Annotated in this window: 12 protein-coding genes; all 12 read left to right on the plus strand. The window is 43.3% G+C overall.

The features are described from left to right. Position 1 precedes the first annotated feature (1 nt). The 12 genes from KQI91_RS02655 (at position 2) to KQI91_RS02710 (ending at position 23,687) form a co-directional block, all read left to right on the plus strand. Entirely contained in the window at positions 2-1,090 is a 1,089-nt protein-coding gene (locus KQI91_RS02655) for a glycosyltransferase family 4 protein (RefSeq protein ID WP_216391328.1), read from the plus strand. 48 nt (positions 1,091-1,138) lie between these two features. Then, positions 1,139-2,113, plus strand: a complete 975-nt coding sequence (locus KQI91_RS02660) for a glycosyltransferase family 2 protein (RefSeq protein WP_216391329.1) — start codon at positions 1,139-1,141, stop codon at positions 2,111-2,113. Positions 2,114-2,207: 94 nt separating this feature from the next. Then, positions 2,208-3,395 (plus strand): O-antigen ligase family protein, encoded by a 1,188-nt coding sequence (locus KQI91_RS02665; protein WP_216391330.1) that lies wholly within the window; start codon positions 2,208-2,210, stop codon positions 3,393-3,395. Between the two features lie 41 nt (positions 3,396-3,436). Continuing rightward, positions 3,437-4,408, plus strand: coding sequence for a glycosyltransferase family 2 protein (locus KQI91_RS02670; protein ID WP_216391331.1), 972 nt, complete (start codon positions 3,437-3,439; stop codon positions 4,406-4,408). Positions 4,409-4,423: 15 nt separating this feature from the next. Next, complete coding sequence (locus KQI91_RS02675; RefSeq protein WP_216391332.1) at positions 4,424-5,503, plus strand: polysaccharide pyruvyl transferase family protein; 1,080 nt, start codon at positions 4,424-4,426, stop codon at positions 5,501-5,503. Between the two features lies 1 nt (position 5,504). Then, positions 5,505-7,055, plus strand: coding sequence for a lipopolysaccharide biosynthesis protein (locus KQI91_RS02680; protein ID WP_216391333.1), 1,551 nt, complete (start codon positions 5,505-5,507; stop codon positions 7,053-7,055). A gap of 14 nt (positions 7,056-7,069) precedes the next feature. Next, a complete protein-coding gene (locus tag KQI91_RS02685) occupies positions 7,070-8,209 on the plus strand; it encodes a Coenzyme F420 hydrogenase/dehydrogenase, beta subunit C-terminal domain (protein WP_216391334.1) in 1,140 nt (379 codons plus the stop codon). A 22-nt stretch (positions 8,210-8,231) separates the two neighbouring features. Further along, positions 8,232-8,939 carry a hypothetical protein gene (locus tag KQI91_RS02690; protein WP_216391335.1) on the plus strand — a complete coding sequence of 236 codons (708 nt, stop codon included), beginning with the start codon at positions 8,232-8,234 and terminating at the stop codon, positions 8,937-8,939. A gap of 19 nt (positions 8,940-8,958) precedes the next feature. Beyond that, positions 8,959-11,706 (plus strand): leucine-rich repeat protein, encoded by a 2,748-nt coding sequence (locus tag KQI91_RS02695; protein ID WP_216391336.1) that lies wholly within the window; start codon positions 8,959-8,961, stop codon positions 11,704-11,706. A gap of 55 nt (positions 11,707-11,761) precedes the next feature. After that, positions 11,762-12,877, plus strand: coding sequence for a UDP-galactopyranose mutase (glf, locus tag KQI91_RS02700; RefSeq protein WP_216391337.1), 1,116 nt, complete (start codon positions 11,762-11,764; stop codon positions 12,875-12,877). A gap of 95 nt (positions 12,878-12,972) precedes the next feature. Beyond that, positions 12,973-20,199 (plus strand): hypothetical protein, encoded by a 7,227-nt coding sequence (locus tag KQI91_RS02705; RefSeq protein ID WP_216391338.1) that lies wholly within the window; start codon positions 12,973-12,975, stop codon positions 20,197-20,199. A gap of 173 nt (positions 20,200-20,372) precedes the next feature. After that, the gene (locus KQI91_RS02710; protein ID WP_216391339.1) at positions 20,373-23,687 is read left to right on the plus strand and encodes a hypothetical protein; all 3,315 of its coding nucleotides are present in this window, start codon (positions 20,373-20,375) and stop codon (positions 23,685-23,687) included. The last annotated feature ends 11 nt before the right edge of the window (positions 23,688-23,698 follow it).

Below are 23,698 nucleotides of genomic sequence, written 5' to 3' on the forward strand. Positions count from 1 at the left end.
GATGAATATTTTACATTTGGAATATTCTGGAGGAACCGGAGGAATTGAAAAATTATGTAAAGATATTGCCCTGAATGCCAAAGAGGATAAGCATTGCTTCCTGTTTGTGCATGAGGGTGGCAGATTTTTCGACGAAATGCAAAAGGAATCTCTGGATGTTCAATGCCTGAAATTCGGAAACAAAGATATCGTCAGGCTTTATTCAGCTGTTAAAAAAACAGTACAGGAAAAGAAAATCGATGCGATCATCATTCATCATCCTGCACCATTGATCTGGCTGTCTATGCTGCTGTATCTGAGCCTGCCGCATACCGCCAGGGTCCTTGTATACGCGCATAATGTATATGAGGTGATCACGGTACAGAACAAATTCAAACGAGTTATCTACAATAAACTTCTGGCAAAATGTGATGGAGTAGTTGCTATCTCTGAATTTGTAAAAGATACATTTCTGTCAAATGCTCCGCTGACAGACAAAAAAGTCTGTGTTATTTACAATGGCATTGAATGTCCGGATGAATGCACCATTTCAGATGGAACTCTTCATGATCCGCTGAGAATCATCTATGTTGGCCGTCTGATCGAGGAGAAGGGTGTCCAGGTCCTTTTAAAAGCCCTGTCCCTTATAAAGGAAAAGGTTCCTTTTGAGACACAGATCGTAGGAGACGGTCCATATAGACCAACTTTGGAAGCATTAAAAAAAGACCTGAAACTTGAAGAAAGTGTACAGTTCTGTGGAAACCAGAGCAATGTTAATGAACGATTGCAGCAGGCAGATCTTTTTATACATCCATGTGTATGGAATGAAGCGTTCGGACTTACCATTGCAGAGGCTCTGAGCTATGGAAAAATCTGTATAGCTACGCGTCGTGGAGCAATTCCTGAGATCATACAGGATGGAGAAAATGGTTTTCTGGTAGATTCAGAAAATCCGGAAATGATGGCAGAAAAAATAGAGTATGTCTATAAGACGATGACAGAAGAACAGCGCCTGAAAATCCGACAGAATGCAGTGCTGCGTGCACAGGATTTCAAGATCGAAAATCTGATCAGTCAGCTGCATGATTATATCAGCAGCCTGAAACAGTGATACCTGACTGTTTTTGTGCTGCTGTACAACGAGAAGGAGTAATGGAAAATGGATGAACTCATAAGCATAATCATTCCAGTTTATAATGTGGAAAAATACCTGCGTCAGTGTGTTGATACAGTGTTAAATCAGACGTACAGAAATATTGAGATCATTTTGGTGGATGATGGAGCCACAGATACCTGTCCGCAGATATGTGACGATTATGAAAAACTGGATGCAAGAGTGCGTGTTATCCATAAGGTAAATGGCGGACTGTCAGATGCAAGAAATGCAGGATTACATATTGCACAGGGTAAGTATGTCTGCTTTTTTGACTCCGATGATGCGGTAAGCATCCACATAGTAGAAGAACTGTATCGTGCCTGCGCTGAGAACGATGCAGATACTTCTGTTTGTTATTATCAGAAATTTACAGACAGCTACAGTGACATAGATGCGAAGGATATGGGACACAGGATCTGTACCGGAAAAGATCTGATTTCAGAGATTTATGCCGGAAAAGGAGAAAAAATCGCATTTGTGGCATGGAATAAGCTGTATAAGAAAAGTCTGTTTGAAGAACACGGGATTTTATATCCATACAGAAAACAGCATGAAGACATCTATACAACATATAAACTGTTGTATCATTCAAAAAAAGTCTGCATTGTCGAAGGTGAGATGTATTACTATCGTGTAAGATCCGGAAGCATCATGAACAGTAAATTTTCAGAAAAACGTCTGGATGCGATCGAAGCCAGAATGCAGACGATTGAATTTTACAGAGATCAGAATGAAAAAGAATTGCAGAAAATGGCGGTTAACGACTATTTTGGTTCTGCAATAAAAATATATGATGAATCATCAAAAAGAAACGACAGAGAAGGTCACAAAAAAATAAAACGCCGTATATTGAGCGATTACAAAAAAGTATGGCGTCAATATGGCCAGCTGACACAGGGAATAAAGAAACTGTTTTACAGATGTTTCTTTATCGCACCGGACATGGTTTCGGCATGTTATTTAAAACTAAAAAGATAAAATGCTTTATAACATAAGGCATCAACGGGATTGATGAGAAACTTATAAACGCGTTTTGGGATTGGACAAATTAATAGCAGGGAATATTACTTTTATGAAAAAGATTAGAATATCTGAAAAGACTTTTTTTGAGTTACTGTATTTGTGTTATGCGATTGTTGTTTTAAATGCAATGAACAGTATGTTTTACAATACGTTTTCATCAACAGTCGTAATTGTTTTTGGTATGGCAGCTTTGACAATCGTTGTACTGAGTGCCGTTAAAAAAAGAAAAATGAATCGACTTTTAAAGACCGGTATGGGAGAGATCGTTGTTCCGTTTTTTATCGTAACGATCATATCGTGTCTGTCGGCGATAGCTGTACATCATACATCGAACTTCAGTGATGTTACAATGTCCTTTTTGAGATTTATACAGGTTTTATCTATTTTTTCGGTTGCCTATTTCATGATTGCGATGGTTGGAAAAAAGAGTCTGGATATACTGTTGTGGGCAGCGTGTATTTCTTATGCATCCGTTATTCTGAACTGGCTGCAGAACTGCATTGCCAGTGGAAGCTGGGATACAACACTGTTGGAGTCACACGGTCTTATTGAAAGTGTGGGACTTCTGTTTATTTATTTCTTCCTGAGCAAATCGTATACATCAAAGCAGCGCTGGATGAGGTGCATTCCATGTCTCGTCATTTTGCTGATGGGTGCAAAGCGTGTTGCGTGGATAGGAATTGCATGGTCTCTGATTATTTATTTTCTGTTTCACAAATTTAAAGAGAGAAGAAACAGGATCATTCGTATCATCATGCTTTGTTATGTCATCCTGGCATTTGTGTACCTGTATCTGATAAAGAATAATTACTTTGATCAGATCTTAAGTTATTTTGGAATTGCGGATAATATGCGTCTCAGTTTCTGGAATTACTTTAAAGATGCGTATCAGTTATCACCGTTTTATTTGGGACGAGGAATTCAGTACACAGATAATATCATGATATTATCCTCAACAAAATATGCATTAAGAGTTACAAATAATGTCGGAATTCATAATGACATTCTCAGAACCTATATTGGATGGGGATGTATTCCGTTCCTGTATTATTTTTATAATCTGTTTGTTCTTAATTTGAAAAGAATCAGAAAGAATTTCAAAAATGCGGATGTGTGGTTATATTTTGCAATCGTTGGTTATGCGTTTGTAAACTACATGGTGGACTATATGATTACCTATATGCCATTCAATATATGCATGTTTGCAATATTCTTGCTGATCAATCGTGAAGGATAAACAGCCTGGATTTTTAACGATATATGAGGAGAAATGACATAGTGAAAAGTACAGTTTCAGTGATTGTGCCGGTCTATAATGTTGCACCGTATTTAAACAAATGTCTTGACAGTATTCTGGGGCAGACCTATAAAGAACTCGAAGTGATCGTCGTGGATGATGGTTCAAAAGATGAGGGCTTGCGTATATGCAGAGAATACGAAAGCCGTGACGAGAGAGTAAAAGTACTGCATCAGGAAAATGCAGGAGTAAGTGCGGCCAGAAATTTCGGCATGAGTATTATGACCGGAAGTTATGTCCTGTTTGTAGATGCAGATGACTGGATCGAACCGAATATGGTTGAAATCCTTGTGCATGAGATGGAACAGAAGGAGTCTGTAGATGCAGTTTTCTGTGGCTATCAGGAAATCGAGGATGGCACGAATAAACTTCTGCAGACGGTTACGCCGAATCAGCGTGGACAGGTCCGCAGAGATGAGGGTGTAGAGGGATTGTTTGGAGAGTATTCTACGATGCTGTGGAACAAACTGTTTCGAACAAGTCTGATTGATCAGACAAATATCTTCAATACATCATTAAAAATCGGAGAAGATGAACTGTGGATGATTGAGGTGCTCAAAAAAGCGAGAAATATTGTACTGCTTGGTGCACCGTTATATAATTATCGGTATCGTTCAGCAGGCGCATCAAAGGATGTCTGGATTTCCGATGCAAGAATGACGGATTATGAGTCCCAGAAAATGGTACTGGAAAGTATCGGAGATTATCATTCAGACGAGCTGACACTGTGCGCACAGAAGAGACTGTATTATGTAGGACAGAGGATCATGAAGGCTGCATATTACAGTGGGCGTTATGATATTTATGAAATGATCGACCGTGAGATCGATGATGTGCGGACCGTCTGGTATAAGCATCATTCAAATAAACTGGGAAAGATCAGACGCAGGCTTGTTGAGAAGATGATGAGAAAAAGATTCCCATGTGCGATAATTAAAATTTTTGACAAATAAGGAAATTATAAAAACATGAGTAAAATAGCAATCGTCACTTTGGCAGATTTTAATAATTATGGAAACAGACTGCAGAATTATGCACTCGAAAAGGTACTTACAGATATGGGGAATACGGCTGTATCCCTTGTGCCATATCGTCCCAATCTGATAAAAACAACAATAAAGACTGTGATAAAAAAAGACAGGAATTCTTTGAGTACGAAATTGCTTAATATGAAAAGATTAAGAAATTTTCTTTCTTTTGATGAGCAATATGTCAATACGCTTGCTGTCAATGACAACAGTTTTCAAAATGTTCCCGAAAAAGATTACGATTGCTTTATATCCGGAAGTGATCAGGTATGGAATCCGGACTGGGCAAAGTATACATATGACAAGATGTTTCTGCGATTTTCACCGACAGACAAACGTATTTCCTATGCGGCAAGCTTTGGGGTAGATACTGTACCGGAAGAATGGACAGAAAAATACAGAACCGGACTTTCTGAGTTTCGTGCGGTATCGGTCAGAGAAGACCGCGCAGTTGAGATTGTCAGAGAACTTACCGGGAACTCCTGCGAGAAAGTCCTGGATCCTACGATGCTGCTGAACAGAAGCGACTGGGATAAGGTAAAAAAAGTCCCGGAGAAAGTACAGAATGAAAATTACATTCTTACCTATTTTCTGGGAGGAAGAACAGAAGAGTTAAACAAAACAATAGACAGTTATGCAAAAAAATATCATTGCACGGTCATTCATCTGCTGGATCTGGAAGATGCCAGTTATACAGCCGGACCAGATGGATTCGTAGGACTGATCAGCAAGGCGAAACTTGTACTGACAGATTCCTTTCATGCTACAGTTTTTTCAATTTTGTATGAACGCCCCTTTGTTGTATATGGCCGCCAGGGTATAGGCAGCAAGATGGGTTCCAGATTATCCTCTCTGCTCGAGATGTGTGGATTGTCTGAAAGAAAAAAAGAGTATATGGATGAAGAGCATCTGTTAAACTGTAATTTTGAAACTGCAAAAAAAGCGATAGAACAAGAAAAGGCACACAGTATGGAATTTCTGCATAAAGCGATTGCCGACTGTGTAGATTGTGTGGATTGAGATGAAGATTGAACGTACAAAAAATGCGAGTCGGAATATTGTATTTGGAGGTATCCTGAAAATTTATCAGATTACCATTCCATTTCTGATGCGAACCGCAATGATCTACTTTATGGGGGTACAGTACCTGGGACTGAACAGTTTGTTTACGTCTATCCTGCAGGTGCTGAATCTTGCGGAGCTTGGCGTAGGAAGCGCGATGGTCTACAGCATGTACCGCCCGATTGCGGAAGATGATTCAAAGACGATCTGTGCGCTGGTTCGTCTGTATCGTACTTATTACAGGGCAATCGGTGCAGTGATCGCGGTTCTGGGAATTATGCTGACACCGTTTATCCCCAAACTGATCAAGAGTGATCTGCCGCCGGAATTAAATATTTATGTATTGTATCTTCTGAACCTGGCGGCAACCGTACTGTCTTATTGGCTGTTTGCCTATAAGAATTCTCTGTTTCAGGCACATCAGCGTGTTGACGTGACGAGCAAGATCACACTGATCACCAACACGATTCAGTATGCGGTACAGCTGGCGGTTATCTTCTGGCTGAAAGATTACTATATCTATGTAATTGCGGCATTACTTACACAGATTCTGACAAATGTTACAACTGCGATCGCAGCAAATAAAAAATATCCGGATTATAAGCCGGAAGGAAAACTTGACAAACAGACAGTAAAAGATATCAATCAGAGGATCAAAGACCTTTTTACCTCCAAACTAGGTATGGTCATCATCAACTCTGCTGACACCGTGATCATTTCGGCCTTTCTGGGTCTGACAGTACTGGCAGTTTATCAGAATTACTATTTTATCCTGTCCTCTATTATTGGATTTGTAACGATCATTTTTCAGGCATGTACAGCCGGAATCGGAAACAGTGTCATTGTAGAATCAAAAGAAAAGAATTTCAATGATCTTAAGAAATTCACATTTCTGATCGCATGGCTGGCTGGCTTCTGTACCTGCTGTTTCCTTTGCTTATATCAGCCATTTATGAAAATCTGGGTAGGAGATAAGCTGATGCTCGGCTTTTCCGCAGTTATCTGTTTCTGTGTTTACTATTTTGTATATGAGATCAATCAGGTTCTGACAACATACAAAGATGCAGCTGGAATCTGGCATGAGGATCGTTTCAGACCATTGATCACGGCACTTGCAAATCTGGGAATGAACCTTATCATGGTTCAGTTCTGGGGAATTTATGGAGTTCTTTTATCTACCGTATTGTCTACGCTGTTTATTGGAATGCCATGGCTTCTGCACAATCTGTTTACTGTTCTCTTTGAGAAAAGCCAGCTGAAGGAATATCTGATGTGCCTGCTGAGTTATGTGTCTGTTGTGTTGATCAGCTGTCTGGTATGCTGGCTGTGCTGTAGCTTTATTGATTTTGGAAAATGGGCTACACTGATCGTGCGTGCAGTCCTGTGCTGTATCATTCCGAATGTGATCTATTTCGTTACTTACAGAAAACGACCGGAATTTAAGCAGTGTCTGCAGCTGGCAGATAAAATGACCAAGAATAAACTCAACTTAGAGAAAAAGTTATCATAAGAAAGGAAACACTTATGATCTGTATCAATAAAAAATCGGACTGCTGTGGCTGTGGAGCCTGTGTACAGAAATGTCCGAAGAACTGTATTTCCATGAAAAAAGATGTGGAGGGATTTCTGTATCCGGAAGTGGATAAAGAAGCCTGTGTAGAATGTGGTCTGTGTGAGAAAGTCTGTCCGGTCATCCATAAGGAGAAGATGGAAAAGACATCTCCGAAGGCCTATGCAGCATATGCAAAAGACACTGGCATGAGAGAAGAGAGTTCTTCCGGAGGTCTGTTTACGCTACTTGCCGAGCAGACCCTGCAAAAGGGCGGGATGGTCTTTGGAGCTGCATTTGATGGAAACTGGCAGGTAAAGCATACGGGAGTTTCCGATACAGAGGAACTGGCACTGCTCAGAGGAAGTAAGTATGTGCAGAGCGACACAAAGAACACGTTTGCAGAGGCAAAGCAGGCATTGCAGCAGGGAAGGGAAGTGCTTTTTTCCGGAACCGGATGTCAGATTGAGGGCCTGCAGAGATATCTTGGCAAAAAATATGAGAATCTGATCACCATAGATATTCTCTGTCATGGGGTGCCAAGTCCGGATGTCTGGGAAAAATATCTCAGGTTTCAGGAGAAGAATTTTGGTTCAGAAGCAGAATATGTTACGTTCAGAAGCAAACGACAGGGCTGGAGAGATTTCTCTATGGAGATCCGATTCAAAAATGGTGCACTGTATTCGGAGACTCTGGCAAAGGACCTGTATATGCAGCTGTTCCTTAAGAATATCTGCCTGCGGCCATCCTGCTATGACTGCAGATTCAAGAGCCTCAATCGAACGAGTGATCTTACGATTGGAGATTTCTGGGGAGTTGAGAATGTTGCGCCTGCGATTGATGACGACCGTGGAACCTCACTGGTACTCGTCCATTCTCAAAAAGGAATGGACATGATGCAAGCACTTCAGAAAGCAGTAGCATTTCAGGAAGTGGATGCGGAAGCAGCACTCCCGCCGAGTGCGGAATCCAGACATTCCGTAGCACTTCATCGCAACAGAGAACGATTTTTCAGAGATCTTCATCATAAAGAAATCGACAAACTCGGAGGACTTCTTAAGGATCCTCTGAAAACCAGAGTAAAGCGTAAAATTAAAAATTTTATAAAAAAATAAGGCATGCATAGGAGGGATTGTCATGGCAAACAAAAAGGTAGCACTTTTGGTGGCTGCTGCATTGATCATCGGAGCTCTTGCAGGTGGTGCAATTTCTGGTAATCTCAGAAATGACCAGAACAGCGAGGAAACTGAAACAACGAAATCTGATGAAGAAACGCAGGAAACAGAAGAAAAAGAAACAGAAGAAACAGAGACGGAAGAAGCGGCGACGCAGGATTCTGAAACACAGGAAGCGGATGCTCAGGAAGAAGATGCAGCAGATGATGAAGCCGAAAAAGAAGTAAAAAAAGAAAAGAAAGACCGTTCAGGACTGGAAAAACTGGAAGTGGATAAGCCTTATACCGTGAAGACGGATGAAGGAAGCTATACATTTACGATCCACAGCGTGTACAGAACAGACTGGATGAGCGATGATAAAAACGAAGTTCTTGTTTTATCTTATGAAGTAGAGAATATTGACTATGATCCGGATAATGGAAGCCTTCTGATGCTGAATGCAAATACTTTCCATATGGAAGATGCAGACGGCAATGAGTTTGAAGCGTGGGATTCTACAATGTCAGAAAATGGTTTCCCTGATTTTGTAGAGGCAGGAGAAAAGAAGGAACAGGAACAGCCATATGTGGCACTGAAGGGCACAAAGGAAGTAGATATTATCTATCAGGAGCAGGGTGAAGAAAAAGCAGTGCTTACGCTGGAGGTACAGGATTCAAAAGAAGAAAAATAAATAAAAGGGGGATAAAGGGATGAAAAGGAAAGTGTTAAAAAGTCTGATGCTTACTCTGGTAAGTACCAGCATGGTTGCATCAGGAACCGGTGTTACAACATTTGCAGCAGAGATTGAGGAGTTCAGCGACAGCATCGATCTTACGGCAGAGGAAGCAGATGTCGGCGAAGAGATTTCAGACAGTGCAGAAGAAGCAGATGTGACGCAGGAAGCAGAACCCGCAGAGGAACCGGAGATTGAAGTACAGGATCCGGAAGAAGAGAGCGACACTGCAGAAGCCGGTGATGGCTTTGACCTGGATGTGTTTTCCGATGGAGAAACTGCCACGGAAGAGGAGCTTCCGGAGAGTGGTGAGGCAAATTCCTTTACTATTGAAGGAACAGTCTTAAAGAAATATACCGGAACTGGCGGAAATGTAACGATTCCGGAAGGAATCACCGAGATTGAAAGCTATGCTTTTGAATACTGCACAGGAGTACAGACGGTGGTGATTCCAAGTAGTGTAACCAAAATCGGTTATCGTGCCTTTTGGCAGTGTAAAGGACTTAGAACCGTGACACTCAATCAGGGATTAAAAACAATTGGAGAGTCTGCATTTTATGGCTGCACCGCAATCAAAAATATGACGATTCCAAAATCTGTAACTTCGATTGATGGTTACGCGTTTTATGGCTGCTCTGCACTGGGAAATGTGACATTGCAGAATGGTCTTCTGGAAATAGGCCATTATGCATTTTCGGACTGTGGACTGACAACACTTACGATTCCGGGAACGGTTACTTCTGTTGGAGCCGGTGCGTTCCAGAGATGTAAAAGTCTGGTATCGGCAAGCGTTCCGGGAAGTGTCGGACAGGTTGGAGAGTCTTATTTTTCGGAGTGTACAAATCTGACAAGCGTTACGCTGGGAAGCGGAATCACTGAGATTGGATATGAAACTTTTAAAAATTGTGTTTCACTGGGAACCGTTACGATTCCTGCAAGTGTAACAAAAATTGGAAGTTATGCATTTTATGGTTGCCAGAATCTGAAAACAAATATTCCGGCCAAGATTGAAACGATTGGAACTTCCGCGTTCAAAGGCTGCGCAGCACTGACGACGGTATCTCTTCCAAATACGCTTACAGATATTGGACACAATGCATTTGCAGGAACAGGTACGACCAGCGTTACAATTCCGGCATCTGTTACGGGAATAGGTTCGAGTATATTTGAAGGTTGCACAGATCTGACCAGCGCGACCGTGTATGGGTCGACTGTTCCCGACAGTTGTTTTGAAGGGTGCAGTTCTCTGAAGACAGTTACTGTAGCATCAGGAGTAATATCCATACAGTATGAAGCCTTTTATAAATGTACTTCATTAACGAATATTTCCATTGCAAATACAGTAACTTCTATAGGAAGTTATGCGTTCCAGAACTGCACCGCACTGTCTGAAATCTATCTTCCGGACAGTGTGACCACGATTTCCGGCAACGCGATGCAGGGATGCAAGAGTCTGACAAAAGCAGTGATACCGGAGAGTGTAACAGTATTTGGAAGATCTATTTTCTGGGATTGTCCAAACGTAACAATCTATGGAGTGGCAGGATCATTTGCAGAAGATTATGCAAATGAATATGACATACCTTTTGTAGACAGTACACCGGTACAGCCGATCACAGCTACTTTTTACAAGAACAAAGGAAATACAGTATCATCCGGAGATGCAGTACGTCTGTGGGTACAGGCATCCGGTGGAAGTGGAGCCTTACAGTACAAGTTCCTGATCTGTGACGAAAAAGGCAACTGGTATCTGCTCCGCAACTATTCTTCAGATGCAGCGATCACATGGACACCGGGAGCAACCGGAAATAAGACACTGTACTGTGACATTAAAGATGAAAAAGGCACGACTGTCAGAAAGTCAATGAACATAAAGATCACAGAAGCCCTGGGTGGAAGAATGGCACTCAGCACCGGCACTTCGGTATATGCAGGTGACAGCGTAACGATCTGGGGAGCCGGAACCGGCGGAACCGGAAGTTACCAGTATAAGTTCCTTCTCCTTGATGAAGCATCAGGAAAATGGTTTAAGATCAAAGACTATGGAACACAGAGAAACGTAACATGGACACCGGGTGCGTCAGGCAAAAAGACTTTGTATGTAGATATCAAAGACGGTTCCGGAAAAGTCTGCAGAAAAGCGACAGGAGTAACGGTATATTCCAAAGTAAATGCCACATTTGTTTCCAGTGCGGGAAGCAGCTGCACCAAAGGCTCCAAAGTTGCGCTTACTGCACAGGGAAGCGGCGGAGCAGGCGGCTATCAGTACAAATTCCTGATCTGTGATGCAAAAGGAAACTGGTACAAGATTCAGGACTTCTCTTCAAACAGAAGCATTACATGGACTGCAACCACGACAGGCACAAAGACACTGTATGTGGATGTAAAAGACAGACTGGGCAGAGTAGTCCGCAAGTCAAAAACGATTACAGTAACAGCGAATACTCCGTTAAAAGTTTCCTATCTTAAGACCGATTCCTATCCGGGATATGTGGGAAGCACACTGACTCTTTCCGCAGGTGCATCCGGCGGCTCAGGAACCTATTATTACAAATTCCTTGTGCAGGATCTGAGAACAGGAAGCTGGTATAAGATTCAGGATTTCAGCACAAAATCTACTGCAAAATGGAAACCGGGTTCCGCAGGTGAGAAGAAACTGTATGTAGACGTAAAAGATGGCAAAGGTACAACCGTACGTTCTGAAATCAGATTTTACTGCTACTGATACGGCAGACAGGGATTCGGCGTGAAGCAGAATTTAAGAAAATGAGAAAAACAAAATGAAATATGATTATTTAGTAGTTGGTTCAGGATTATATGGTGCAGTTTTTGCACACGAAGCAAAAAAGTCCGGGAAATCTGTTCTGGTCGTTGACAAACGGCCGAACATTGCCGGAAATGTCTATACAGAAAAAACTGAAGGCATTCATGTTCACAAATATGGTGCACATATTTTTCATACAAACAACAAAAAAGTATGGGAATATATCACACAGTTTGCAGAGTTCAACAGGTTTACAAACAGTCCGGTTGCAAATTACAGAGGCGAACTGTACAGTCTTCCGTTCAATATGTACACATTCAACAAAATGTGGGGTGTCGTGACGCCGGAAGAAGCGGAAGCAAAAATTGAAGAACAGCGAAAAGAAGCCGGAATCACAACACCGAAGAATCTGGAAGAGCAGGCAATCTCTCTGGTGGGTCGCGATATTTATGAGAAGCTGATCAGGGGATATACGGAAAAACAGTGGGGACGTGACTGCAAAGATCTGCCGGCATTCATCATCAAACGCCTTCCGGTGCGTCTGACGTTTGACAACAACTATTTCAATGCACTGTATCAGGGAATTCCGGTCGGGGGCTACACAAAGATGGTGGCAAATCTTCTGGACGGCATAGAAGTACGTCTGAATACCGATTATCTGGAACAAAAAACAGAACTGGATGCTCTGGCAGACAAAGTGGTGTACACCGGACCAATTGATGCGTATTTTGCTTATAAACTGGGAACACTGGAATATCGTTCTGTCCGTTTTGAGACTGAGACACTGGACAAGCCAAACTTTCAGGGAAATGCGGCAGTCAATTACACGGATCGAGAGACTCCGTGGACGAGGATCATTGAACACAAATGGTTTGAATTCGGCAAAGATGAAAACGGCAATGATCTGCCCAAAACAGTCATCAGCCGTGAGTACAGTTCCGAATGGAAACCGGGCGATGAGCCATATTATCCGGTAAACGATGAAAAGAACGGTGCTCTTTACGCAGAGTACAAAAAGCTTGCCGATGCAGAAACAAAGGTGATCTTTGGAGGTCGTCTCGGCGAATACAAATATTACGATATGGATGCAGTGATCGCATCAGCACTGGAAATGTGTGAGCGGGAACTGTAGATCAGAGAAAGAGGAAAAACTGTCCTGTATGCTTGCATGCAGGGCAGTTTTCTTTTATAATGAAGCCATACATTATTACAAAGGAGGTTTGATGTATGAAAAGAAAGCGTCTGGCGTTATTACTGGCTGGAGTAATGATGGTCACAAGTCTGGACAGCGCAGCTGTAGTGGCCAGTGGGGCAGACTTTTCTTCAGATCCTGTGCAGACAGAACAAACAGTGCAGCAGGATGCAGAGGCAAGTGTGCAGTCTGAGGACGGAGCTTCTCAGGAATCAGCAGATGCCGATTTTACAGACAGTGTAACCTATGAGGCAGAAGATGAAGAGCCTTCCGCAGCAGAAGCAGAGGTGATTTCTGATGAGGAAGAAAATGCTCCGGAGGTACAGACAGAAGGAGAGGATGAAGAACCGGACTTTACTTCGGAGGAGTCGGAGATTGACCTGCAGAGTGCTTCGGATTCTATTGTCCCGACAGAAGGAATAACAGAACTGACTCCGAATATGGAGTACCAGGTGGATATTGATACCCCTGGAAAAGCAGTATGGTTCTCCTATACACCGGATAAGGATGCAGAGTACAGACTCGTTTCCACCAGTGAAGAAGGGGTGGATCCTCGCGCGTTTCTGTACGATCGTGCCGATGTTTCTAACTGGTATGATTATGCGGCTACGGATGACGATGGCAAGGGAAGCAGCAATGATTTCCTGCTTTCCTATGAATTAAAAGCCGGAACAACCTATTACTATAGCGTACAGTTGTATAACAGTAGTGATACAGGATCTTTTTCCGTAGCATTCAGAGAAAAATCTGCAGTTTCTTCTATTGAAGTGTCAAATACGACAGCACGTCTGGCAGCAGGATTTGACAAAGCAGGCAAGATCTTAAAAGATGCCACAGTTACTGTGAACTATGCAGATGGGTCAGCACCTTATGTGCACGAGTATAATGGCACTGATTATTGTGATGTCTTCAGTGATGAAGAGGGAAATCAGATTACAGCTTACTGGCTGAACAATGGAGAAGCACAGACATTTGATTCCTATAGCACGCTGACAATGGGAACGCATACACTGATGCTTCGCTGTGGAGATGTGTCGAGTAACGAAATATCTGCACAGGCAGTATTGCCGACAGAGATCGGAGACCGTTACAAGGGAGAATTCCGTGAGGGAGACAATGAGCCTTATGTGACGCGGGATGATATCTTTACCTTCACTCCGTCTGAATCAGGAAAATATGGATTTCGCATGAGTGTTTCAGATACATCTGCCTGGATAAATCTGAAATACAATGATAATGGTGAGTTTAAAGACGCATCTGCAGAAGACAGGATGTATGTGCTGGAAGCGGGCACTACCTACTATGGACAGCCGAGCAATTATGATGGTACGGTTCGGATTCAAAAATGTGTACCGGTAGAATCTGTAGATATAGATCTGAGCGGCGTAAGAACCGAATTCGTAGAGAAACTGGATTATACATATCTTTTGGGAATGAAGCTGACTGTGAACTATACAGATGGCAGAGATTCGGAAGAACTTACTTATCATAAATGGGAAAACAGCAAGCTGGATTCCTATGGAAACATCATTACCTATTATTTCACAAGGGAGACCGAGAATGGTCTGGAAAGTGATATGGGTGGCGGAAATCGTGATGCAGGTGTGTATTCTCTGAGAGTTGACTGTAACAATACAGAGATGGCTACGTTAGCTGACTGTATTACCGTGCAGGGACTGGATACACTGGATACACTGTCTGTTGGCAGCAACCATATCGAAAGTCCGGATGACTGGACAAAATGGTATCGCATTACAGTACCTGAAGAAGGAAGATACCAGTTTTCTCCGGTCGGCATTCTGGAAGCCCGGAGAGACTATGGTTATGGTATGTTCGATGTGACTGTTTCAGAGGGAACGTGCTATTTTGATCCGACTGACCAGAATTATGTAGGGTTCAGTGGCGGCAGAGAGGCAGAGAACGGAGAGGACATAAATGAGTGGAATGTCGAGATAAAAAAATGCCCGAAACTGACATCTATGAAGTACTCAGAAAGTACGATCGCACTGTCAGAAGCCGTTGATGCGTTGTCATATGATAGTATGATTCCAAAAGGGGAGCTTACGCTGGAATATGACGACGGAACAACCGATACGATTCATCCGAAATATGCGGTAGGTATTGAGGATTCGTATGGAAACCGCATCGAAACAACCATGATCGATCAGTCGACCGGCAAGGCCTATGATTGGGGAAGTGACTGGTATTCGATCGCAAAAGGAACCTATACCCTTACCTTCTCAAGTGGTTCTGTTGCGTCTGCTTCTGTAGAACTCAAGGTGCAGGCGATTGATTTTGATAAATATGAAAAACTGAGCCTGGGCAGCAACACCATTCAGATCGGTGAAGAAATGGATGATCTTTCTCTTTCTGCACAGACCTGGTATGGATTTGAACCGGAAAAAACCGGTGAATACAAAATTTCCATGGCGACCGGTTATGAGCGCGACTGGAGCTGGATCTGGAGATGTATTGACAAAGATGGCAATGTTTCAAGCGAGTATCCGGAATGGGGACAGTATGGTTATCAGTTACAAAAAGGAGTGCGTTATCTGGTTTGCTGGCAGAGTCTGGCCGGTGCATATACAGATGAGGTGATCATTAAAAAAGTTCCTGAGATTGTATCTGCGAAAGTAACTGGTCATGATCCTGAAAATCTGACCTTCATCAAAGGCATGGAGACCGTTCATCTGAATAATCTCTATGCAGAAATTGTATATGATGATGGAACAACAGAAAAAGTAGATATGGATGGCTGGGATGATGAATATGACAGATCTCTTGAGTGCGTGCTGACCGGCTGCAAGGACGCAGACGGAAAGTATCCGGATATCTGGGATGGAGTAGAGGATATAAAAGATCTTCCGGCCGGCGACTATGTGTACAGAGTCTCCTATGGAGATTATCATATTGAAGATATTCCGGTGAAAATAGTCGATCCATCAGATGTGGCGGATGCGGAGATCAAGGGAGATACAGACCTTGTCAATAAAGACAAGATGATTCTCAAATATACACCGGCAGAAACCGCACGTTATGAGATTCGTTTTAATGTTCCAGTTACGACGGTCAAAGTAATAACAGAAGATGGTCAGGGGCTGGAAAGCAGTTCCGTAGAGGAATTCCGGGCTTATGCCAATATGGAAAAGGGCACTACCTATTATCTGTATGTAAAGGCAAATGAATATTGTCCGGAACTTAACGTTAAGGTTTCTCCTGTTACCAGACCGTCAAATCTGGAAACAAAAGCACTGAAAAAGACATATATTGCAGGAATTGATCATTTCGACAGTGCATATATGCAGACAAAAGTATCTTATGAAGGAAGCGACAAAGGCAGCTACACGACAAATGGCAATGCGGCAGTTGGTGGTTATTATCTCCAGTATGAAGTTTCAAACAAAGAAACAAATCAGGTTCTGGAATCCTATGAGCCAATGACAGTGGGTACATGGGTAGTAAAACCTTATCTGAGTGCCAGCATCCAGACAGGAAGCGCAGTGGCAGCAGAGATGGCAGACATTCCGGTTGTAACAGATGAAGTTACGGCAGAAAAACTGGATCTTACACAGCTTCCGGCGTTTACCTTAAATGAGTGGAAGACACTGGAAAACAGTTCTTTTGAACGGAAATTTTATTCCTTTACTGCCGAGGAAGCCGGAACATATATCAGAGAGTTTGAGAACCAGGGAACGGTTTCCAGCATGGTCTTTTACCGTGACGGTGAAGATGGTTATGAATTTGAAGGCAGCACTATTGAACTTGAGAAGGGCGAGAGCTGCCTGATAGAAGTTCTGACAACGGATGCAATGCAGGGAAGAGTGGTCAAAGAGTCAGCAGTAGATCCGGTAGATCCGGTTAAGCCGGATGAGATTTCCGAACTTACACTGGAGCCGGGAATGAAGAAAGCAGTATCCCTGTCTGCAGGAAAACAGATCACCTGTACCTTCACACCGGAAGAAGATGGCGATTACGTACTGGAATCTTCTGAATATGATGACTGGGTAGATACCTTCGCATCACTGGAATGGGAGGAAAACGAAGATACTTATTATGAAGACGATGATGACGGCGGCAGGGATAATCATTTCCGACTGAAATATCACCTTAAAAAAGGAATCACATATACTTATACAGTTCGTTTTTATAGTAACAAAACATCTGGTTCCTTCTATCTGAATTTTTACAAAGCAGAATCAAGGAAAATTGCAAAAGTTGAACTGGTTGTCAACGAGGAATACGAAGGCAAAGAGCTGAGTGTACTGGATGCACCGGATCAGGCATATGAGATTCTGGTTACTTACGAGGATGGCACAACCGCGTCCTTTGGGGTAAATAGCGGTCGATACAGTGACGAGAATGACAATGTACTGGATATTGCATTTGCCTCAACAAATTCTGTACTGGATAAAGAAGTAAACTTTACAATTACAGTAAAATATCATGCCAAAGATGAACAAGAATGGAAAAAGACCGAGAAACAGTTTAAGACAAAAGGTCTTGGTGCTTTTACCTTCCTTGAACTGGACAAAGAATATGCAATAAAAGCCAATGCTCTGGACAGACTGTTTAAGGCACCGGAGACAGGCGAGTATATGATTACCGTAAACGAGGCAGTCGCAGGACAGAATGGAATCGGCATAAAAGGTCTGTCATATGCTTCGGATACATTTAATGAATACGGAGTTGAGTTTGGAAACGGCAAGACTCTCAGTTATGAGGGAGAAAGTACCTATTCTGTACATCTGGTAAAAGATGAGATCTACAGAGTGGAGAACTATGCTTCTCTTACAAGCACTGATACATTCAAGATCTACAAAGCAGCCAAAACCTTAAAAGGACTGAAACTGCTGACACCGCCGGAGCAGACAACCTGCGTGGCAGATGGCGTAAATGTGGTTTCTCTTAAGGGACTGAAAGTACAGGCATCCTACACAGATGGTTCTACAGAGACCATTACCTATGGAGAAGCAGATTCTTCAGGAAGACATCTGTACCATGATGGCGTAGAGTGGCTGAATGCAACAGAATGCAGAGCGTATGCACGTCTTGGTAAATATCGGGTAAGCTTTGAACTGAAAGCCGCACCGCGGACAGCAGTTCAGATTACGGAAAATCAGGAATACAAGGCAAAGGCAGAAAAAGGTGATACCTTTGTTCTGAAGATTATTCCACAGAAGGACTACAGTTACTGGATCAACATAACGAACGGACGTCTGCTCTATATCAAAGGTGAGAATGCAGCAGATGATGTACGTGTCAGAGAATGGCAGGAATCTTATTATCTGCATGCCGGTAAGACGTATTACCTGTATGTCCATGCAGATGCGGCAAATCCGGTAGTGAATGTGTCCACAGAGTCCGGCTGTGTATGGCAGGAAACACTCAGAATTCCGGCAACCTGCACAACAGATGGAAAAGTAGTTGAAATCTGCAGCAGACATGGAGAGGACAGAGAGACAATTCTGCCGGCACTTGGTCATAGCTGGAATGCGGGACAGGTTACGGTTACTCCGACTACGACGAGAGAAGGAGAAATCGTTTATACCTGTACGAGATGCGGAGAAGTAAAGAAAGAAAAACTCAACAAATTGATCGCAGCATCACTCAGCGTAGATAAAAAGAATGCAGTATCCGGCGAAACAGTAACCCTGACTGCAAAGGCAGAGGGAGGAAGCGGAAGTTATACTTACAAATTCCTGATCTGCGATGCAAGTGGAAACTGGTACAAACTGAGAGATTTTGAAAGCAGCAATACCTTAAAGTGGAAAACAGGCTCAATTGGTAAGAAAACCCTGTATGTGGATGTCAAAGACAGTACAGGAACCGTGAAGAGGGCAGAACTTGCGTATGAAGTTGTGGAAGCAAATGCGCTGACAGCAGAACTGAGCGCAAGCCCGTCCGGAAGTGCGGTAAGCGGAACAGAAGTTAAACTGAGTGCCAAAGCATCCGGCGGTAAAGGAAATTATACTTATAAATTCCTTGTATGCGACGCAAGCGGCAACTGGTATAAGCTGAGAGACTTCGGAAGCAGCAGTGAACTGACCTGGAAAACAGGTTCTGTCGGCAAAAAGACCCTGTATGTGGATGTCAAAGATGCGGCAGGAACTGTGAAGAGAGCAGAACTTGCATACGAAGTTAAGAGTCAGGAACTGACAGCAACATTGAGTGCAAGCCCGTCCGGAAGCGTAGTAAGCGGAAATCAGGTAACTCTGAGTGCCAAAGCAAACGGAGGAAGCGGAAGCTACACGTATAAATTCCTTGTATGCGATGCAAGCGGAAACTGGTACAAGCTGAGAGACTTCGCAGGAAGCAGCACTTTCACCTGGAAGACAGGAAGTGCAGGAAAGAAAACTCTGTATGTGGATGTCAAAGACAGCGAAGGAACTGTAAAGAGAGCAGAACTTGCATATGAAGTCAAGAGTCAGGAACTGACAGCAACACTGAGCGCAAGTCCGTCCGGAAGTGCAGTAAGCGGAACAGAAGTCAAACTGAGCGCGAAGGCAAGCGGAGGAAGCGGAAGCTATACCTACAAATTCCTTGTATGCGATGCAAGTGGAAACTGGTACAAACTGAGAGACTTCGGAAGCAGCAGTGAACTGACCTGGAAGACAGGAAGTGCAGGAAAGAAGATGCTGTATGTGGATGTCAAAGATGCAGCAGGAACTGTGAAGAGAGCAGAACTCGTATACGAAGTCAAGAGTCAGGAACTGACAGCAGAACTGAGTGCAAGTCCGTCCGGAAGCGTAGTAAGCGGAGAACAGGTAACTCTGAGTGCCAAAGCAAACGGAGGAAGCGGAAGCTATACCTATAAGTTCCTTGTATGCGATGCAAGCGGAAACTGGTACAAACTGAGAGACTTCGGAAGCAGCAGTACCTTTACCTGGAAGACAGGAACAGCAGGAAAGAAGACTCTCTATGTGGATGTCAAAGATGCAGCAGGAACCGTGAAGAGAGCAGAGCTTACCTATGAGGTTAAGTCCAACGAGCTGACAGCAACACTGAGTGCAAGCCCGTCCGGAAGTGCAGTAAGCGGAACAGAAGTCAAACTGAGTGCAAAAGCATCTGGAGGAAGTGGAAGCTATACTTACAAATTCCTTGTATGCGATGCAAGCGGAAACTGGTACAAACTGAGAGATTTCGGAAGCAGCAGTACCCTGACCTGGAAGACAGGAGCAACAGGAAAGAAAATGCTGTATGTAGATGTCAAAGACGCAGCAGGAACCGTGAAGAGAGCTCAGATCAATTATGAAGTAAAATAAAGAATAAATAATAAAAAGGCAGGGTGGAAAAACCATCCTGTCTTTTTTGACTAAAAACAAAAAAACAAAAAGAAAAATGACGAAAAAAGTAGAGAAAGTTGTTTTGAAATGTCAGAAATTGTAGTAAAATATTCCTGTAACAACCAGTTAGACTGGCATTTCAGGAGGAAGATATGAAGAAAAAGAAAGTACAGATACTGTCTATGCTGCTGGCATCCTGTATGGCAGCTGCACTTCCGGTCGAAGCTGCAGAATTTTCATCAGAGGCATTTGTGCTGGATGAAGCAGGAACGGAAGAAACGAATCTGCAGGAGGCACAGGATGAGGCTGCCGATTTTGAGATGGAGCCGGAAGATGATCCTGCAACAGATGCAGATATCAGCATAGAAGCGGACGAAGAAGAAACAGATGGTGTGGAGGCAGGAGATACGCAGGAAGAAGACCTGTTTTCAGATGCAGAACAGGACGAGTTTATATCTGCAGAAGAAGCGTCTACGGAAGAAAATCTCGGCGGTATTCTGGATGCAGGAGGAAGCTCTTCCAGATCGGCAAAAGCAGTGGTAGAGGCAAATATTCCGGCATCAGATTCTGTAACAACGACGTGCACCGTATACTCCGGAAGCAATCTGGAATATCAGAACTATTCTGTGTGGTCTTCACCGGCGTATTCCTATATCACACGGACATCAGATGGGCTGATCATGCGTGTGCAGTCCGGAGCAATAGAAGGAGCTCTTCTGATTGAATATTATGATACAAACTATAATCTGAAAAAAACTCTGACACTGGAACTGACACTTCCGCTTTTTGGAGCATTTTATGAAAGCGGAGACAACTATTATATTCTCACAGGTGACAAGAATACAGAACACAGCGATTCCAAAGAGGTTTATCGTCTGAGTAAATATTCCAAGTCCTGGACTTCACAGGGATCCTGCAGCCTGTATGGAGCGAATACGGCGATTCCGTTTGATGCCGGTTCTGCACGGATGGTCATGAATGGAAAATACATTTATGTAAGAACCTGCCATGAGATGTACAATGGACATCAGGCAAATGTAACATTTTCAGTAGATACTTCCAACATGTCTGTGGTGGACAAATTTACAGGAGTATGGAATACCGATAACGGATATGTCAGCCATTCATTCAATCAGTTTATTCAGGTGGATAATGGTGTTCTTCTCGGAGCAGACCACGGAGATGCATACCCACGTTCTATCGTAGCCCTGAAATATCCGACGGATATCAGCAATGGTGCATTTCTCCCGTCTTACGGTGCGAAATGTGAAAAATATACGATGTTTACTTATTCCGGTGGAGGCGGCAATTATACGGGAGCTTCACAGGGCGGATTTGAATATTCAGATTCATCATATCTGGTGGCAGGAAACTACGATGCAGATGATGAAGGCTCATGCAGAAATGTTTTTGTTTCATCTGTGCCAAAAGACGGTGGAACAGCCACGATCAGATATTTTTCTGATTATGCGGGAACCGGTGACAGTGCATCCACCCCGCATCTGGTCAAGACCGGTGCCAACAGTTTTGTGCTCCTCTGGTCCAGCCAGGGCTATGTGTATTACTGTGCACTGGACGGAAACGGAGAACGTGCAGGAAATACCTACAAAATGGCAGGAAATCTTTCCGACTGTGTGCCGTCTGTGATCAACGGAAAACTGATCTGGTACACATGGAAAAACAACAGAAATACATTCTATGAGATCAACCTGTCCAATCTTTCTGCAAACAAGGCTGTACGAATTGAAAACGGACATAAATTTACTTATGCAGACAAAGCAGAAAACGGTTATGTGACAAAGACCTGTAAAATATGCGGAGCAACCCAGAAGGCAGTTGTTCCGACGGCAGTGTATCCTCGTATCAAAACAGAAAAACATGGATGGCAGCTGATGGGAGATGCCAGATCTGTAGAGAATGGAAAAACCTATCAGATGTATTGCGGATTTGATACTGTGGATGATGACGATGCGGAAAGTGCCGTGGATTTTGAGTTCACAAGTTCGGATGAGAGTATCTTTACGGTAAAAAAGACTGCTGTTACAACGCTGGAACTGACACCGGTTCGCTCCGGTGTGGCAACACTCACGATAAAAGCAACCTATAATCCGGAAGTTGAGAAAAAAATTGATATTTATGTGGACCGCCTCAGTGATGCAGTCTTTGATGTGACATTGATCAATAATCTGCCTTATTATAACGCAAAAGAACACAAACCGTCTGCGTACATATCCAATTCCGAACAGTCTCTGCAGGAGGGAACAGATTTTGCGGTCAGCTACAGAGGAGATCTGGTCAATGCGGGAACAGCCACGGTTATTTTTACAGGAATCGGAAGATATACAGGAACGATCGAAAGAGACTTTACGATTCGTGCAACTTCTATTTACAGCGGCATGACAACGGTTGAATTGACCCCGTCTGTCGGCTATTACAATGGAAAACCGCAGACTCCGCAGGTAATCATCAAGTACAATGATGTGCCGCTTGTTCTGAACAAAGATTATACTGTAGAATATGCAAATAACATAGAAATCGGTACTGCACGGGTAGGTGTCACAGGAATCGGAAACTTTTACGGATACTTCACCAGATCCTTCTATATCCGACAGGCCAGACCGGAACTGACAGCCACACTGGAAGCTGACCGTAAGCAGGTTGTAAGCGGCGGACAGGTGAAACTGACTGCGAAGGCAAGTGGAGGAAGCGGAATCTACACGTACAAATTCATTGTGTGCGATGACAGGGGAAACTGGTATAAGCTGAGAGATTTTGAAAGCAGCAGTGCGTTTACCTGGACAACAGGAGCAAGCGGGAAAAAGACGGTGTATGTAGATGTCAAAGACAGTGACGGATATGTCAAGAGAGCAGAGCTTGCGTGTGAAGTAACACCAAAGACAGTAACGAACATAACTGCCAGTCTGAGCGCAAGCCCGTCTGCAAAGGCCGTGAGCGGAAGCCAGGTAAAACTGACCGCGAAAGCAAGTGGAGGAAGCGGAAGTTACACTTACAAGTTCATCGTGTGTGATGACAAAGGAAACTGGTATCGTCTGAGAGATTTTGGAAGCAGCAGTGCGTTTACCTGGACTCCGGGAGCGGCCGGAAAGAAAACCCTGTATGTAGATGTAAAAGACAGCAAGGGAACGGTCAAGAGAGCTGCACTCGGATATGAGATAACCAATAAAGAACTGACAGCCAGCCTGAACGTAAGTCCGTCTGGAAGTGCGGTAAGTGGAACAAAAGTAAAACTGAGTGCAAAAGCGAACGGAGGAAGCGGAAGTTATACTTACAAATTCATCGTGTGTGATGACAAAGGAAACTGGTATCGCCTGAGAGACTTCGGAAGCAGCAGCGAGTTTACCTGGACGACAGGACCGGCCGGAAAGAAGAATCTGTATGTAGATGTCAAAGACAGTACAGGAACAGTCCGGAGAGCATCTGTTGTATATCAGATAAAACAGAAATAAAAGGAAATAAA

The organism is Blautia sp. MSJ-19 (genome assembly GCF_018918125.1).
GTDB lineage: Bacteria > Bacillota > Clostridia > Lachnospirales > Lachnospiraceae > Blautia_A.